The 16,592-nt window shown below is 47.7% G+C and carries 11 protein-coding genes; 7 read left to right on the plus strand and 4 right to left on the minus strand.

What is annotated here, in order from left to right; translation table 11 throughout:
• Positions 1–6: 6 nt before the first annotated feature.
• Positions 7–1,695: an EAL domain-containing protein gene (locus DET62_RS12820; protein ID WP_110014144.1), complete on the plus strand. Its 1,689-nt coding sequence runs from the start codon at positions 7–9 to the stop codon at positions 1,693–1,695.
• Complete coding sequence (locus DET62_RS12825; protein WP_034822209.1) at positions 1,695–3,959, plus strand: EAL domain-containing protein; 2,265 nt, start codon at positions 1,695–1,697, stop codon at positions 3,957–3,959. Before DET62_RS12820 ends, DET62_RS12825 begins: the two co-directional genes overlap by 1 nt.
• Here DET62_RS12825 and DET62_RS12830 read toward each other — a convergent pair.
• The 3 genes from DET62_RS12830 to DET62_RS12840 form a co-directional block, all read right to left on the minus strand.
• Positions 3,952–4,521: a gamma-glutamylcyclotransferase gene (locus DET62_RS12830; RefSeq protein ID WP_034822207.1), complete on the minus strand. Its 570-nt coding sequence runs from the start codon at positions 4,519–4,521 to the stop codon at positions 3,952–3,954. The genes DET62_RS12825 and DET62_RS12830 overlap by 8 nt on opposite strands.
• Positions 4,522–4,606: 85 nt before the next feature.
• Positions 4,607–6,160: a methyl-accepting chemotaxis protein gene (locus DET62_RS12835; protein WP_110014145.1), complete on the minus strand. Its 1,554-nt coding sequence runs from the start codon at positions 6,158–6,160 to the stop codon at positions 4,607–4,609.
• Between the two features lie 146 nt (positions 6,161–6,306).
• Positions 6,307–8,226: a hypothetical protein gene (locus DET62_RS12840; protein ID WP_110014146.1), complete on the minus strand. Its 1,920-nt coding sequence runs from the start codon at positions 8,224–8,226 to the stop codon at positions 6,307–6,309.
• 166 nt (positions 8,227–8,392) lie between these two features.
• Between DET62_RS12840 and DET62_RS12845 the strand changes: the two genes are divergently transcribed.
• The 3 genes from DET62_RS12845 to DET62_RS12855 all read left to right on the plus strand — a co-directional run bounded on the left by DET62_RS12845 (position 8,393) and on the right by DET62_RS12855 (position 11,935).
• Positions 8,393–8,881 (plus strand): Mpo1-like protein, encoded by a 489-nt coding sequence (locus DET62_RS12845; protein WP_034822170.1) that lies wholly within the window; start codon positions 8,393–8,395, stop codon positions 8,879–8,881.
• Positions 8,878–10,149, plus strand: a complete 1,272-nt coding sequence (locus tag DET62_RS12850; protein ID WP_011235402.1) for a mechanosensitive ion channel family protein — start codon at positions 8,878–8,880, stop codon at positions 10,147–10,149. The genes DET62_RS12845 and DET62_RS12850 overlap by 4 nt, the downstream gene beginning before the upstream one ends.
• 91 nt (positions 10,150–10,240) lie before the next feature.
• On the plus strand, positions 10,241–11,935 hold the full coding sequence (locus DET62_RS12855) for an alkaline phosphatase D family protein (RefSeq protein ID WP_110014147.1): 1,695 nt from the start codon (positions 10,241–10,243) through the stop codon (positions 11,933–11,935).
• Positions 11,936–12,001: 66 nt separating this feature from the next.
• Here the strand turns inward: DET62_RS12855 and DET62_RS12860 are convergent, their stop codons facing one another.
• A complete protein-coding gene (locus DET62_RS12860) occupies positions 12,002–14,359 on the minus strand; it encodes a TonB-dependent receptor (RefSeq protein ID WP_110014148.1) in 2,358 nt (785 codons plus the stop codon).
• A 190-nt stretch (positions 14,360–14,549) separates the two neighbouring features.
• On the opposite strand from DET62_RS12860, the gene DET62_RS12865 reads away from it, so the two are divergent.
• Positions 14,550–15,389 carry an alpha/beta hydrolase gene (locus tag DET62_RS12865; protein WP_110014149.1) on the plus strand — a complete coding sequence of 280 codons (840 nt, stop codon included), beginning with the start codon at positions 14,550–14,552 and terminating at the stop codon, positions 15,387–15,389.
• Positions 15,386–16,592 (plus strand): kynureninase (kynU, locus tag DET62_RS12870; protein ID WP_133566295.1); only part of this gene is annotated, 1,207 nt, incomplete at its 3' end. The genes DET62_RS12865 and kynU, both read left to right, overlap by 4 nt.

The raw sequence follows: 16,592 nt of genomic DNA on the forward strand, positions 1-16,592 counted from the left end.
GAATAAATGCCTAAATTGGAAGACCCAAACAGCTTTACCAGCTGGCTCAAAGAAAGTGTCGTCAACTTCACCGAGATGAACGCCGAAAAACAGGTGTTCATGGGCTTCGTGTTGGCGATACTGATTGCGGCTATTATCAGGGTCATTGAGATAACGGGCGGGCTTCCGAGCCTTTACGAGCACCTACTTTACTTTCCATTAATTTTTGCCGGTTTACTGCTGGGGTCACGCATTGGTGCCCTGGCTGGTTTCATGTGTGGCCTATTACTCAGCCCCTTTTCTTTTTCCGAGTCGCTGATAAGCGGCAACGAAATTGTCGGCGGCTGGATGCTCCGTATGGTCGCCTATACTCTTGTGGCCACTATGGCGGGAATGGTTGCCAAAGTCATAAAAGAATTAAGTGGTGCCGAACAAACGGCCAATTTCAAATACCAGGGAACCGACCTTCCCAATATCAACGCGCTACTAAAACAGTTAGAAAGCATTGGCCATAGAAAAGACAGTTCACCCGATGACCTGGTCGATATTTTTAACTTCCGCTTACAGAATATGGACAAAATTCAGCAGCAAGTAGGAACTGAAAAAGCCAACGAACTTGTTAAGCAAATGGCTGTTCAACTGAAAAAACTCCTTGGAGACCAGGTACAAGTTGGTCAGACATCAAGAAACGAATTGGTTGGGGTTCGCTCTGAAGCTGAAGAAAACTCAAAAGAACTTCAACAAAAAATAGAAAGCTTTTTGGAGCAACCCATAGTCATTGACGGTGTTTCTTATCAAATGGACAGCACCGCTGGTGTGCTTAGGGTGAAAAAAGAACAACTTAAAGAAGACCACCAGAAAGTTTTCGACGAAGCTCAGTCACACGCCTTTAACGCTTTCCAAAAGAAACAACAGTTCTCGTTTCTGGAACAAGACGAGGCCATCGACCAGATTGAAGAAGTCACTTTTTCGCGTCAGTTTAACGAAGCAATGAAGAATAACGACATTCAGCTTTACTACCAGCCTCGGCTCAATACTAATTCCGGCTACTTCTCTGTACTGGAAGTGTCTGCGAAATGGGTACACCCTAAACGCGGTAGCATGAGTGTGGAAGAGTTTAAGCCAATGATAGAAGAAGCATCTTTAACTCAGCAGTTTACGTCATGGATTATTCAACGCACATTTAAAGACCTGCGGGTATGGCAAAAACAAAAAGTGACTGTACGCGTCGCTATTAACGTGACCATTAATGACATTGTCGACCCGCTTGTACTCAATGTGTTAGCGCACGAGCTGCAGGAAACCAAATTTCCGGCACAAAATATTAATATAGAGGTCAGTGAACGAGCCTTAATGTCACTGTCAGACAAATCGAAACGCTATCTGGAACGTCTACGCAGCATTGGCTGTAATGTTATTGCCTCGCATTTTGGGGAAGGCCGCTCCACTATACAGTCGCTGTTTGTGCTGCCTGTAGATGCGGTAAAACTGTCTGAGGAATTAGTGCAAAAAGCCACGTCTCACAGCGATCAAAAAAGAGAGTTAGCCTCTATGGTCAAAATGGCCAGAGCGCGAGGTTTAACAACCATAGCTACGGGCATCAATGATCGCGCTAAGCTACTACTGTTAAAGCAAATAGGGTGTGAAGAATTACAAGGCTCTATTCTCAGTAAGTCATTGAAGAAATCAGAAATACCCTGGGCACGGATACGATAATGAGAAATGAAAGAGAGTTAACACTGCATAGAGCATCGCGTAAACGATTTTTCAAACGACCGGAAGTTATTCTGGCGCTCAGCTATATAATAGCCGCTATCATCTGGGAAATAGGCGCTAACGCCTTAATTCCTAAGTTACCGGTGGAAGCCGACACGAAAAGCACCTTAATTCAATGGGAGCCCTGGGCGTTTGTCGCACTATCCATCATTTTTCTGTTTTTCTTTATTCGCCGCATTTGGTTTTTACGGTTTAAAAAGTCTCGTGAGTTACTGCATAGCTATCTCGGTAACAGCCCAACCGTACACTACGAGCTTAGGGCTCTCGATTCCGGCTTCTGCGTCGACTGGGTAAGCACAAACTGCGAACGCATTCTGGGATACTCAACAGAAGAGGTAATGGCACCGGGCTGGTGGCTGAACAACATTCATCCTAACGACGTAAAAACAGTAAAGAAAACAGCTCTACGCGGCTTTGAAGAAGAACAATTTGTTTGTGAATATCGCTTTCGTCACCAACAGGGGCATTACGTTTGGGTTAGAGACGAGGTTCGCCGTAGCAGTCAGAAACCGCTGCGCTTTCAGGGATCCTGGACGAATATTTCTGCCGACTACTATGATACCACCAGCATTAATTCCGGGAAGAACTCAGAGCATGACGTGTTGTCAGGCATTGCGCTTTTGGACGGGCGCCGTCGGGTAATAGCGATTGATACACCATTTACCGACATTTCCGGCTTGAACGAATCAGCCTGTCTGAATTCAAGACTCGAGGAACTCCTATCAGCAACGGAAATTGATGATATTGACGGAGGCTTCCCCTGTAACCAGAGTATTTTGATAGTGGGTCGCGATATAGATAATCAGCGTTACTCTGCCATTTTAACCGTTCGTGAAGCCCCGGCTAGTTTCCCCGGGGAAGCGGCCTACATTGCGACCTTAAGCGATGTCACCCGAATGAAATTGCAGCAGCGGCAATTGCAGAAGCTGGCCTTTTTTAACGACTTAACTGGCTTACCTAACAGCAACTCGCTGGCACTGGATTTAACCCGGTTATTAGATGAATTGCCCAGCGACAGATTGGCTGCCGTCATTGTAATGAACGTTAATCATTTCCATCAGGTGAATGACCAGTATGGCCATCATATTGGCGATAAAATTTTACAGCGCCTGGCGCTTAGACTGAAAAAAGCCGTTCCCTTCGGTACCAAACTTTATAACCTCGGTGGTGATGAATTTGCCGTCGTTTTGAATCATATTGTTGAATACATCGATATTCAGAACATTATTCTGGAAATTCAGGCCGCGTACGAACCGCCATTCATATTGTCGGACAGCCAGCGGCAGGTGCAACTGGCAGCCAGCATTGGCGCCAGCGTTTACCCACTCGACGGCTACGATGCCGAAAAGCTTCTGGCTCAGGCCAATTTGGCAATGAACTCTGCTAAAGACGAGCACAATGAGAGCAGCACTTACTTTAAACAAGAGCTGGAAACCCGCTCTTACGATGAAATTCAATTAGAAGAAGACGTCCGCAGTGTGTTGCAAACCGGGCAAATGCAGTTGGTGTATCAACCCGTTCTTAATATGCAGCATCAGGTGGTCGGCGTTGAGGCTCTGCTGCGCTGGGAGCACCCCGACCTTGGCTCATTAAAACCCGACCAGTTCCTGCCACAATTTGATGCCAATGGCATGCTGGACACCCTGGGAGTATGGGTGGTTGAACAGGTTATCGAGCAAATTGATCTCTGGCAGGAGCAAAACACCGTTCCGGGAAAAATCGGTATTAATTTGGCAACCGAGCAAATTTCACAGAAGCTTTATCAGACAGTCAGCCAGTTTGTTAAAAAGACCCCAAAGCTAGCGGCAAAACTGGAATTTGATTTAAGTGAAAGCAGCTTACAAGAACCCCTGCCGCACACTCTGGAAATTATTGAGAAGTTACATCAGCTTGGTATAACTCTGGTTATTGACCGGTTCGGTAAAGGCGTTGCCAGCATGCTGCATTTGAAAACCATGCCGGTGAGCAAAATTAAAATAGAAAGAGAGTTTATTCGCGATCTTGATACTAACGAACGCTCGCGCAATTTGGTGCGTGCGGTTATTCGCATGACCTCAGAGCTGGGGTTGGAAGTACAAGCGGTAGGCGTAGAAAACCAAGCACAGTTAGATACACTCGCCGAATTTGGTTGCCACTACTGGCAGGGTAAGCTTTACATGTTACCGCAAACCGCCGACACCGTATTTACTCAGGACACTAACTAGCCCGGTCTGCCATTAAGGCCTCATAAACCTCAGTAATATGAGGGTCGTTGACGCCCAGTTGCTGTAGCGCCAACTGCAACTTGACCAGGTATTCGGCATTGGGCCCGCTGGGGCCGGACGAACGAGCGATATGGCTGGCAATTTCCGACGCCGTAGCCTCGCCAAGAAACGCTTCATTGTCTTCTGTCGCAATATAAACAAGGCCTTCTTGTTGGCTGCCGTCACGAAAACTCATCGGCGTAGTAAATCTTAAATAACCGTTTTTTTCACGATGATCTAAATGCTCGAACACATCGGGTGAGACTTTGTAGGCCATTCCCGTGCATTCTTCACCCGGAGTTTCTGTTAAAGTCAGTACCCTGCCCGGAGCTTCTGGTGTGCCTCTATGGTCGTGCGACCCTTGCCAGAAACGTCGTGACCAACCTTGTATTGAGGCAGCCGCCCGTTCCAGATACGGAAAGTCGACTTTATAAATCAGTGAGCCATAACCAAATAACCAGACAGCCTCCAGGCCACTTAAGTCCTGCCGCTCTTTATTCATTGCAATGGTATCGTGTGACATACTGCTCAGTTGCCTATTCTCGCTTGGTGCTTTGTAGCCTGACGTTTACGTCAGGAACTATATCTCACCTGACATGAATGTCAGGCTACAGCGGCTTGTAGCCGATACGGAAGCCGCCCCAATGTTTTCCATTTACATAAACGGGTACCGATAAGTCGTGCATAACCTCGCCGGTATCGCGTTTGTAGGTCTGTAACAATAACGTTTGCGTGTGAGCTCCGCAACGTGCCCCGGTTTTGTCATTAAATAGCCGACGCGAGCGGTTGCCGACCAGGTCTTTCTTCGGATCACCTGTTAACGGCTTATTAAACGCATCGTTGTGCCGCGCTACATAGCCTTTCGGGTCAGTGGCTATAGCGTAAATAATGTGTTCATGTCGTTTCAGAGTAGGCTCCTGAATAGCGGGTAATATACTCTCGAAAAACTCCGTGTATGGTGTCTTGTATTTTACCGGCTCGGTTCCGGGAACCGCTTGATAATCCCGGGAGAACAGTTGAGAGGACGTCAGCTCGCCTTGCTCAATAGCCTGATCTAAACGTTGCCCAATTTGTTTAGCGGCGTCGGTTGCGGCCTGGTAAATCACTTTATGTTCAGCATCGGCATCATTTTCAACCAAGTGCGCGAACAATTGCTCCGACTGCAATTCCAGTTGCTCGGCCTGCCCGCTTACGTCATCCAGTTGCTGGTATTGTTCAGATAAGTCTGAGTTTACAGAATGCAGAAGCTCACCATTACGGGAAAGATCCTCTGCGTTCTCACCCATTAACCCGGTAATTTTTTGCAGTTGCTGCTCCACGGTTTCGGCTTGTTCTACAATGCTGGCCAGTTGTTCAACAATGCCCTCGGTTGTTTCCGACTGCTGTTCAATGTGCTTTGACAGTTGCTCAATATTATTGACCGCAACCGTGGTTTCATTATGAATCGCTTCCACCAAATTACTCACTTCTACGGTTGCATCCGAAGTTCGTCCGGCCAGCGTTCTGACTTCATCGGCTACAACCGCAAAGCCACGACCATGTTCACCGGCACGCGCCGACTCTATCGATGCATTCAGCGCCAGCAAGTTGGTTTGCTCTGCAATACTGTCAATAACCTGGGTCACTTTACGAATATCATCGGCTTTAGCCTGCAGACCTCTGACCGCTTCCGCACTTTCTCGGCTGTCCGCCACTACCAGAGCTATCTTCTGAGTGAGTTGCTTTATTCTCTCGCGGCCTTCGTGGCTTATCTGCTTGGTTTGCTCTGCAGCAACAGCCACTTCCGATGAAAAGCTTTCTATTCCCTTCGCCCGTTCGCTCACTCGTGACGAGTTATCCACACTTTCTTTCAAACGCTCGACAATATCTGCCAAAACGGATTTAAAACGGCTTATCGCAAAACTAAGCTCTGCCGTTGCTATTGCATTTTTACCGGAGTTTTCGGCCAGCTGATCCGTGCCGTCTCCCTCAGAGGGCTCTTCATCATCCGCTATTCCGGCGGCGCTAAAATAACGGGCATAAAACCAGCTCAGGGCAATAAATAATAAGCTTTGCAGACATAACTGCAGCCACAACCAGGGCACAAAAGCAAGGACAAGGACACCGGCGGCTATTGCCAAAGCCGTTATCAATAAAGGAGGTTTCACATCAACTGTGGACATTTATCTGCTTCCGTAAGGCGTAAAAAACGCAACGTACCATGTATAATTATCGAACAGTTTCCATGAAACTTTATGCTGCTGCACTACGACCTTGGTAGCAGGTGCAGACGGGCAACGCACCCGCCTGCGGTTTTTAAGGTTGGAAATTAACGATTTTTGTCGGTATCAGAGTCGTTGTCTGAGCCCAATTCTTCCTGCTGACGAAGGTAACCAGCGGCCTCTTCATCAGAAGTCTTCGACTGCGATTGCTGCAATCTGTCCTGGTCTGTTGGAATGGCGCGGGTCTGCTCATTTAACTGATGTATCTGTGAGGCATTGCCCAAATCGCGATTACTGGTTATAGAAGCAATAGACTCGCGGTCTTTCAGGAAGTCGATAACATCCTTACGGATAGACGCCATTTCGTCATCCGATTTATGCATTTCCAGAATATGTCGCGGATGCTCCAGATTTTTCATTCCGGTTGCAGCAAAAGTTGTCGACACAATACGTGACACGATAACCCAGGGAGTAATACTACTGCGAACCAGCGTATTCTCTGAGCGAGTACTGTCGTGAATACCGGTACCGGTTGAAATTTTAGACTCAGTAAAGGTTCCTTCGCACTTAAAGTAAATAAGCATGGATTCAAACTGAATTTCCGCATAAAACAGATGCGCGATATTAGCGGCTAAACCCGCAAATGCCCGCAGGACATAGCCAATAAGATAAAAATGAACGGCAGTCATGACTACGCCTGCTAAGGTCATTAAGTCGCTATAGGGAGTCTCTTCAGTCAACCTATAGTTCATGCTATCAAGAAGTTTGACCACATCGACTGTTGCATAGGCTAAGAAAAACGTAAAAACCACACCGATAATGAACAAGCTATTACCCAGCAACAAACTGACCAAGCGCGACTTCTCAAATAACGCGCCCAACCCCATAGGTTTTACCCGAGGTTGAATTTCCTGAATCATCTCACCACTAAAGGCACCTTTGCCGTCAACCTGTTCCTGTAAGTTAGGATCCAGTTCACGATACACCCGGTTTGGCACTTCGCGATAACGACGATTTGCCATGACCAGATTATCGAGGTTAATAAAAATCTCTTTAGGGTGTACCGACTCCTGCCAGTTTTCCCGTAATTCAGAGACTTCAGAAACTGGATTCGCATCGGCTAAACGCTTTTTCAGCAAGACAACGGTAACCGCAGTACAAATCAAAGCGCCGACAAAAATACCAAACAAATACCATCCAGCATGAAAGTCTGGTAGAGCCGCAAAATATTGTTCAACGGTGGCCGCTGTAACGTTCGTTGCCGCCATCCACCAGCTAACGACAAGGCCAACGGCAACAGGCAACAACAAAGCAAAGGCAATAGTTTTGACTAAATCGCCGCTGCCCATAGATTCAATAGAAAGCTCAGCAGCGCGGGATATCGCTTTGCCAGCCGCCTTCCACACATGCATGATGTAAAGCGTCAGTAACACCGTATAGACAGGGAACGCCAGTTCACCGGCGTCTCCGGCAAAACCCGCCAGAGAAACAAAAGCAACAAAACCAAAAGCAATCATTGCCGTTAACGTACGTACCCAGGCACCTAACAGGCGTTGTGCCATATTACGTACCGGGTAAGGCATAAAGAGCAGTTTAGGAAAAACCGTATGCGCAAGGCGAGCCAGTAACCCTTCAGGCTCTTTAAAGGTCGAGTTCTTCCGACCCATCAGCATTTCTTCCAGTGCCTGATCATTATAGGCAACGTAGCGGGATTCCTCCTGCGCGGTACTGGCTTCAGACTTACTAAAGTTGCGGGCAAGTGACGTAGGATGGTTACGACCGACAAAGTAACGCAACATAGCCATAATACCGCCGCTCAGTACCTTAATGCCGACACCAAGAAGCAAAATACCAAAAATGGCTAAGACCCAACCCATAATCTGATCCTGCTTTACCGAACCTGCGCCCTCTACTAGCAAATAAACGCCCACCAGCGATTGTATAAGCCCACGAAGGCTGGTTACTAAGCCTTCGGTTTTAAACGGGTTTTTTAACCCTAAATCAATCGAACCGTAATCAAACGCCACCGGATTTCCCCTACTCAATGACCGCCAAAAAATAAAGGCTTTAGGTTAGCGGTAAGTGAACGGCCGGGCAATAGAAAAATAGAAGCTTAAAACATTGAGCTCCATTGACATCAAGCCATGTGCGTAGCAATCTAAGCCTCTATTTTGCTATCAAGCGGCACAGACTATGAAAACCATCGTTGATCACCTGGCACAGTATGCGGCTTATCATCGGAACCGTAAGAATGTCATGACTCATCTTGTCGGTATTCCACTGATTGTTGTCGGCATCATTAGTTTATTATCACGGCCTGCGCTACCCTTGGACTACTTTTTGATTACCCCCGCCAACTTAGTTGTTCTGGCGGCGGTTATTTTTTATATCCGTCTGGATATCAAGTTAGGTTTGCTCATGACCATTTTGCTATGGCTGTCGCTGTCAGTTGGCCGCGACATAGCCGCATTACCAACCAGCTTATGGCTTAGCTGGAGCATTGGTCTGTTTGTTGTCGGCTGGGTATTTCAATTTATCGGCCATTATTTTGAAGGCCGCAAACCGGCTTTTGTTGATGATATTATGGGCTTAGCCATTGGCCCCTTATTCGTCGTAGCAGAAGTCGTATTTATGTTGGGCTTTAGAAAGGACTTAAAAGCAGCGGTGGAACAAAAATTATGATGGAACTGGATTACCCGCAGTGGTTTCATGATTGGGCGGCAACCCAACCCTGGGCCTACACAATTGGAGCCTGCTTTTTCCTTGTTATAGCGGTTTGGTTGTCTCAGCTTGTGACCAAACACGTTTTACTGCGTGGTATTTCCCGTCTGCTGTCTCAAACCCAGTTGGGCAGTGACCCGGGTATAGGCATTCGCGTTATTGTCAGCCGCCTGGCTCAGGTTGTTCCTGCGTTAGTGCTGTCCGGTGGTATTTATCTGGTGCCGGACTTACCGGAAACCGCCACCACAATCATACGCAACATCAGTATTGCGTACCTCATCCTGACTCTGGCGCGTTCGTTTAGCGCGGCCATGACTAGCGTTAACGAAATATACAGTCGTCAGCCTGACGCGCATACAAAGCCAATAAAGGGTTATCTGCAAATTGCGAAAATAGTGGTCTATGTGGTGGCGACTATTCTCATTATTGCCTCATTGCTGGACCGCTCTCCGGTTATTCTGCTATCAGGAATTGGTGCCATGGGTGCGGTTGCCATGCTGGTATTTCAGGACACCATTCTGTCACTGGTTGCCAGTATTCAGCTCTCATCTAATGACATGCTTCGTGTCGGCGACTGGATTGAAATGCCCCAGTTAAACGCTGACGGCGATGTCATTGATGTGGCACTGCATACGGTTAGGGTTCAAAACTGGGATAAAACCATTACGAACATTCCCACCAAACGTCTTATTTCCGAGTCGTTTAAAAACTGGCGGGGCATGCAGGAAAGCGGTGGACGCCGTATAAAACGAGCGTTATACATTGACCAGAACAGTATTCACTTTTTGTCCGCTGAGCAGAAGAAAAAGCTGAAACGTTTCTCGCTACTTAGCGATTATCTGGAACAAAAAGAAAAAGATATATCTGAATGGAACGCGGGTCTGGAAAAGAAAGGCTTCGACCCTATAAACGGACGTCAGGTAACCAATATTGGTACCTTTCGCGCCTACGTGAAACAGTACCTCAAGCAGCGACCCGACATACACGAAGGAATGACACTGATGGTTCGTCAGTTAAACCCGGGGCCTCAGGGTTTGCCCATTGAAGTGTACTGCTTTAGTAACGATACCGCGTGGGAAATCTACGAAGGTATTCAGTCCGACATTTTTGATCACTTGTTTGCCATACTGCCACAATTTGACTTACAGGTTTTTCAGGAAACCTCAGGGCAGGACGTTCGTTCGGCGGTACAAGCGCTGGAGCTTAAACCCAAAAGTGATGATGAATAAGTTAAGACTGAACTAACACTTTACTGTCATTAAGTCTTCATGTTTACGGAGTAATTTCTTTTACTCTGGGAAAAATGCATGGAGTAAAACAGTGAAGCAATTTAACCGACGTGACTTTTTAAAGCTATTTGCAGCAACGGGCGCAGCAGTCACCGTATCAACCGCATTACAGGGCTGTGCAAGTGTTGGCAAAACCAGTGAGCGCAGCTCCGTCAAGTTTGACCATGGCGTAGCCAGTGGCGATCCAACTTCAAACGCCATTTTGTTGTGGACGCGCGCCGTGCCGGAAAATAGTACAGAAAAACAAGTAGCGCTGGGCTGGGAACTGGCCGCCGATGAAAACTTTTCAAGTATCATTCGTTCTGGAACAGCCACAACAAGCGCCAGCAGAGACTACACAGTTAAAGTCGACGTTACTCAATTATCGCCAAACCAGCGTTACTACTATCGTTTTTTAGGTAAGAACACCAAAAGCCCCTCTGGCAAAACGCAAACGCTTCCTGAATCTGGCTTAAAACCGCTGAAGTTTGCGGTTTTCTCCTGCTCTAACTACCCCGCCGGTTACTTTAACCCATACTCCGAAGCAGCAAAGGACGATTCTATTGATGCGGTCATTCATTTAGGTGACTACATTTACGAGTATGGCGCAGGCGGTTACGCCACCCAAGGTTCACAAGAAATTGGCCGCGGCTTACCCGACAACAATAATACAGAACTTTTTACCCTGACTGATTATCGTCGCCGCTACGCGCTTTACCGCACCGACGAAGGGTTACAGGCACTGCACGCACATGCCCCTTTTATTGCCGTGTGGGATGACCATGAAATTAGCAATGACACCTGGAAAAACGGTGCAGAAAACCACCAGGAAGATGAAGGCAGCTTTATTGAAAGACGCGCAGCCGCGGTTCAGGCGTACTATGAGTGGCTGCCTATTCGTCCGCCACAGGGCGAAGCCAACCTCACTATTTATCGTGATTTCAAATTCGGTGACTTAGTTGATTTGATCATGCTGGATACCCGCGTTATCGGACGTGATAAACAGCTGAATTATGACGACTACCGCGATGCAGAAAGCGGTCAGTTCAATACCCAAAAATTCCAGCAGGACATGTCTTCTGACCGCAGCATCATGGGCAAAAAGCAGTTACAGTGGCTGGTTAATAAACTGAATAACAGCTCAGCGCGCTGGCAAGTTTTAGGTCAACAATTGCTTATGGGGAAAATGAACTTTCCTTCGGCCGCATTCGCGGCAGATGACCGCAGTAAAGTCACACCACTGCTGTTACAAATAGCAGAGCTTAAAAAGCGCCTGCAGAACGGCGAAGAGTTAACAGCCCAGCAAAAGGCAATGGTCACTCAGGTTACTCCCTATAACCTTGATGCATGGGACGGTTACCCCATTGAACGAGAAATGCTCTACCGGGCGGCGCAAAAAGCCAATAAACAGCTGGTGGTTATTGCCGGTGACACTCATAACGCGTGGCACAGCGAGCTGCGCAGTTCAGATGGAGCTCACATTGGGGTGGAGTTTGCCACGTCTTCGGTATCATCTCCCGGAATGGAAACTTACCTAAGTCTGGACACAAAAACTGCAGAACAGCTGGCAAAAGCACTCCCTACGCTTATAGAAGACTTAAAATATACCAACCTGCATCAGCGTGGTTATATGAATCTCTTTGCATCCGAGGACGCGGTAGAAGCAGAATGGGTATTCGTGGACACGATTCGCAGCAAAGACTATCGGGTAGTGAATAAGCACAAAGCGCGCTACACGGGAAGTTAGTTTCTAGCTCGTAAAATAAAAAAGGGAACCATGACACAGGTTCCCTTTTCTCGTTTTAGCACAGTTTTACATACCAAACTTCTTGGTAAACTCTAAATAAAACAAACGCGGTGGACCAGCAATAAAGGTTGGGTTACCAAAGCTTCCGCCCGTATTCCCGGCATCAACCAGGTATTCTTTGTCGAATAAGTTGGTTGCTTTCAACGCCAGACTCCAGTCGGCAGAGTCATTATAAAGACCCAGCGACGCATTCACTAAAGAGACTGAATCCTGGCTAATATCGAGACCCGCTACCGGCGCATTTTCTGGCTCAAAGAACACTTCAGACCGATAGGTGCCGACTACAGAGCCACGCAATGCGTATTGGCTGGAAAGCGCCGCCTCGTATATAACCCCAAGGCTTGAAGTCCATTCAGGCTGAAGACGGAAGCGGTTGCCGGCTAAACTGCCGTTGGTGCTGTCGTCATCAATTTTCGCATCCAGATACGCCAGGTGTCCAAACAGCTCAATGCCTGCGCCTAAATTCGCATTAATTTCAGTTTCAACACCAAAGTTCGTCGCAGAGCCTGCATTTGCGGTGTAAAAGTTGCCCGAATCGTCCTGCAGCGTTACCTGAAAGTCTGAATAGTCCTGATAAAACACTGACGCAGAATAACGTACGCGGTTTTCCGTTAAGCTTCCTTTAAGGCCGGTTTCGTAGTTCCAGATAACTTCCGCCGGAATTAACCCAAAATCCCCTACGGCTTCACCGTCGGCATCAAGAGTCGAGCTCACATCAACAACTTCCGAACGACGACCTTTTGAAACCGTTGCAAACCAGTTGTTATCGTCATTCAGCTTGTAAATAATATTAAAGCGAGGCAACCATGCGTCTGAACTGTTACTAGCAGTGAACACTTCTCCATCCGTTGAAACAGTCGGCAACAAGGTTTGTGTTGGCAGACCCAACAGAGGTAACAACTGGCTGTTCGGCATGGTCGCAGCAAAGCCACTTTCCCGATCTTCTGAAACGTAACGAATACCCGCAGCAACTTCGGTTTTATCGTTTAACTGATAAGTGAAGTCAACAAAGGCAGACCAGGACTCATTGTCACCAAAGTTGGTAAACTCGCCGGCGTATGGAATTTCCTCTAAGGCTCCCCCGGTTAATACCGGTGTCAGTTGGTTGACTGAACCATCGGCATTAATACAGGGCAAACCACTGGGTAAAGCCCCGGCGCAGTTCAGGAAAATAGATTCTTCGGTGCTAAAGGGGACACGCTGGCTGCCGTCTTCTGTAAAGTAATTGATACCCCACAGCATTAATAGGTTATCGCCAGCATAGTTAAAACGAAATTCCTGACTGAACTGGTCGCCCTCGGCATCTTCACCAAACTCCAGGAACCATGCCTGAGTGCCGTCTGCGTCAAACACTTCCAGTGAATCGAAGCTGCGGTAACCACTCACCGAGGTAAAGCTTAAGCGCGGGCTAATGGTCCAGTCCAGGGTTAAATTAATATCATCGACGGTTCTGTCCAGACCCAGTTTTTCGCGACCTAGTACCGAGGCCGAGTAAGGACTGCCGGTCATTTCAACAAAACTGTAGGGGCTGGTGTCGCCGCCGGTTGGTGCGAAAATACCATTTTTAAATGAGGTTCCGGTATCTTCGTTTTTCTCGTAACTGTAAATTAAGTCAGCGGTCACCACATCGCTGGGCTGAAAGCGAAGAGAACCACGCAAGGCTTGCCTGTCAATACCGTTCATGTCGTCCTGACCCGGCGCAATGTTCTCAATAAACCCGTCGCGTTCGCGGTAACTGAACGCCAGCCGTCCACTGACTAACTCGCTACCACCATTAATGAAACCACCCAGTCGTTTCTGAGATTCATTTCCTGCACCAGCGCTTAGCTCGGCGGAGAAGCCAGGCTCTGGCTTACGAGTTATGACACTAATGGCGCCAACCGATGCAGCCGTACCAAATAACGTTGCCTGCGGGCCTTTAACCACCTCAACACGCTCTATATCAAACAGTTCAAAGTAGGAGCCACGTGAGCGTGAGACATCCACTCCGTTGTAATAAACCGACACCCGCGGAGATGCCTGAGCCGAACCGCTGTCTGAGGTAATGCCACGAATAACAAAACCAGGGTTGTTCGGGCTTTGTTCCTGAATAACCAAACCCGGCGTCAGATCGGAAATCATATCCAGTTCGTTTAAGCCCAGCTCGTCCAGACGGCTTCCTTCAAACGCACTGATACTGGCAGGCACATCATTAATAGACTGCACACGCTTTTGTGCAGTCACTTCAATTCGCTCAAGTTCGTCTGAAGTGTCCTGTTGCGCAAAAGCAACCGGCGCACTTAACGCACAAAGCGCAGCAACAACAGAGTTTAATACTTTATTTGTTGGGAACGGTAATGCCGATGTTTTCTTATAAATAGTCATAACCCTTAAAACCTTAATGTGAGTGGTTAACGCGTTAACGCCGGGCTAATGTACTGAGGTCAGTTGACGATACGATGACGAATAAATGACGCATTTGTTGCTGATCTGTCAATTTTGTTGAGCCGCCTTTTAAATGCTTGTATGGTCTCTAGTCCTTTATATTTAAAAACATTAAAGCGGGTGGTATTACTTGATAAAGCTTCCTCCAAAACTGGCAGTCTGCGGGCTTGTTATTTTCAGCCTGGCTTATTCTCATGCCTCTGCTGGTGACAATTCTTTGCAGCAAGTGTCTTTCCAGTCAGTGCTCGAACTGCCTTCCGGCAGCCCCGATAACAGCTACAGTTACGGGTCTCACCCCTCCCAGTTTATTCAGTACTGGAATGCACCAAAGCAGTCAGATACGGCCGCTAATGTGATTTTTATTCACGGTGGTTGCTGGCTAAAAGAATACGATATTACTCACACCAACCCGGCAAGCAGTGCAATGAGAACAGCGGGTTTTAATGTCTGGTCTGTTGAATATCGCCGTTTGGGCGAGCAAGGCGGAGAGTGGCCAGCGAGTCTCAATGACGTGAAAACCGCAATTCGCTTTATACAGCAAAAGCTCAATAACCAGCCGGTAGCGGTTATGGGCCACTCTGCCGGTGGACACCTCGCACTTCTGGCTACCACCCGGAATACGCCCTCGGCTGAAAGTATAAACGCAGTTATTGGTCTGGCCGCCATTACTAATATGGTCAGTTACACTCAGGCGCAAGGCAGTTGTAACCGCGCCGCCAGCAACTTAATGAAAACAGCTTACACCAGCGAAGAGGACTACCGTGATGCCAGCCCCAAAGCACAAAAGCTCCACGCCAACACCTGGCTGATGCAGGGTACCAAAGACAAAATTGTCCCCATGAGCCAAACCGCCGATCTCGACGTAAAAACAGAACAACTTGAAGGCGCAGGTCATTTTGACTTGATACACCCGAATTCCTCCGCGTGGGAAGCCATTATTCAGCGACTGAACAAAGAGCTAAAACCATGAACCTCAATGACATAAGAGAACTCGACAACATTGACCCCTTTGCCCGGCACCGTGAACAATTTCAGTTGCCGGTTAATAAGGTTTATCTGGATGGTAACTCGTTGGGTGCCATGACCAAAGCAACGGCAACCCGCTTACAGCAGGTTATCCAGCAGCAGTGGTCGCAGGATCTTATCAGTAGTTGGAACGAGCATAACTGGATTAATTTGCCGCAACATGTCGGCGAAAAAATTGCCCGCCTGATAGGCGCAGCACCAGAGCAGACTATTTGCTGTGACTCAATATCGGTGAATTTATTTAAGGCGCTGGCAGCGGCACTGTCACTGGCTCAAAGCCATGACTCTGAGCGCAACATAGTGCTATCCACCAAAGACAACTTCCCGACAGACTTATACATGGTGCAGGGAATTTCACAGTTTGTTGGTGAACACCGTTGTCAGCTAAAGCTGGTTGATGAAAACGAGCTGGAGCAACAGATTGACGATAAAACCGCAATAGTTTTAGCAACTGAAGTGAATTTCAGAACCGGAAGACGGCTTGACGCTAAACAACTTATTACCAGCGCACACAGCCACGGAGCCCTGGTTATTCTGGATTTAGCCCACAGTGCAGGGGCAATGCCCGTGCACCTGGATGACTGGGAAGCAGACTTTGCGGTTGGCTGTACTTATAAATACCTAAATGCCGGCCCCGGCGCGCCAGCCTTTATTTATGCCGCAAAACGCCATCATCAGAATATGAGTCAGCCTTTAAGCGGCTGGTTCGGACATGCCCGCCCGTTTGATTTCACACCAGACTACGAGCCCGCTACCGGCATTCAACAAATGCTAACCGGCACTCCTTCCATTCTCGCTATGGCCGCAATCGACTCGGCGCTCGAAGCTTTTGAGAATGTGGACATGGAAAAGTTAAGAGAAAAGTCTTTACAGCTGGCTGAGGTTTTTCATCAATTATTAGAAGACGCGGCACTGGGTAGCAGCCTACAGCTTATTTCTCCACAGCAACGTGAACAGCGAGGCAGTCAGTTGTCGTATCGTTACGAGCACGCTTATGGGTTATGTCAGGCACTTATTCAAAGAGGCGTAATAGCTGACTTTCGTGCCCCAAATTATATCCGCTTTGGGTTTACCCCTCTTTATAACAGCTTTGAAGATATCTGGAAGGCCATTGAGCAGTTGCGGCAAGTTATTGAAGCCAAAGAAC

It is taken from the genome of Idiomarina sp. H2, from assembly GCF_004364275.1.
Classification (GTDB): domain Bacteria; phylum Pseudomonadota; class Gammaproteobacteria; order Enterobacterales; family Alteromonadaceae; genus Idiomarina; species Idiomarina loihiensis.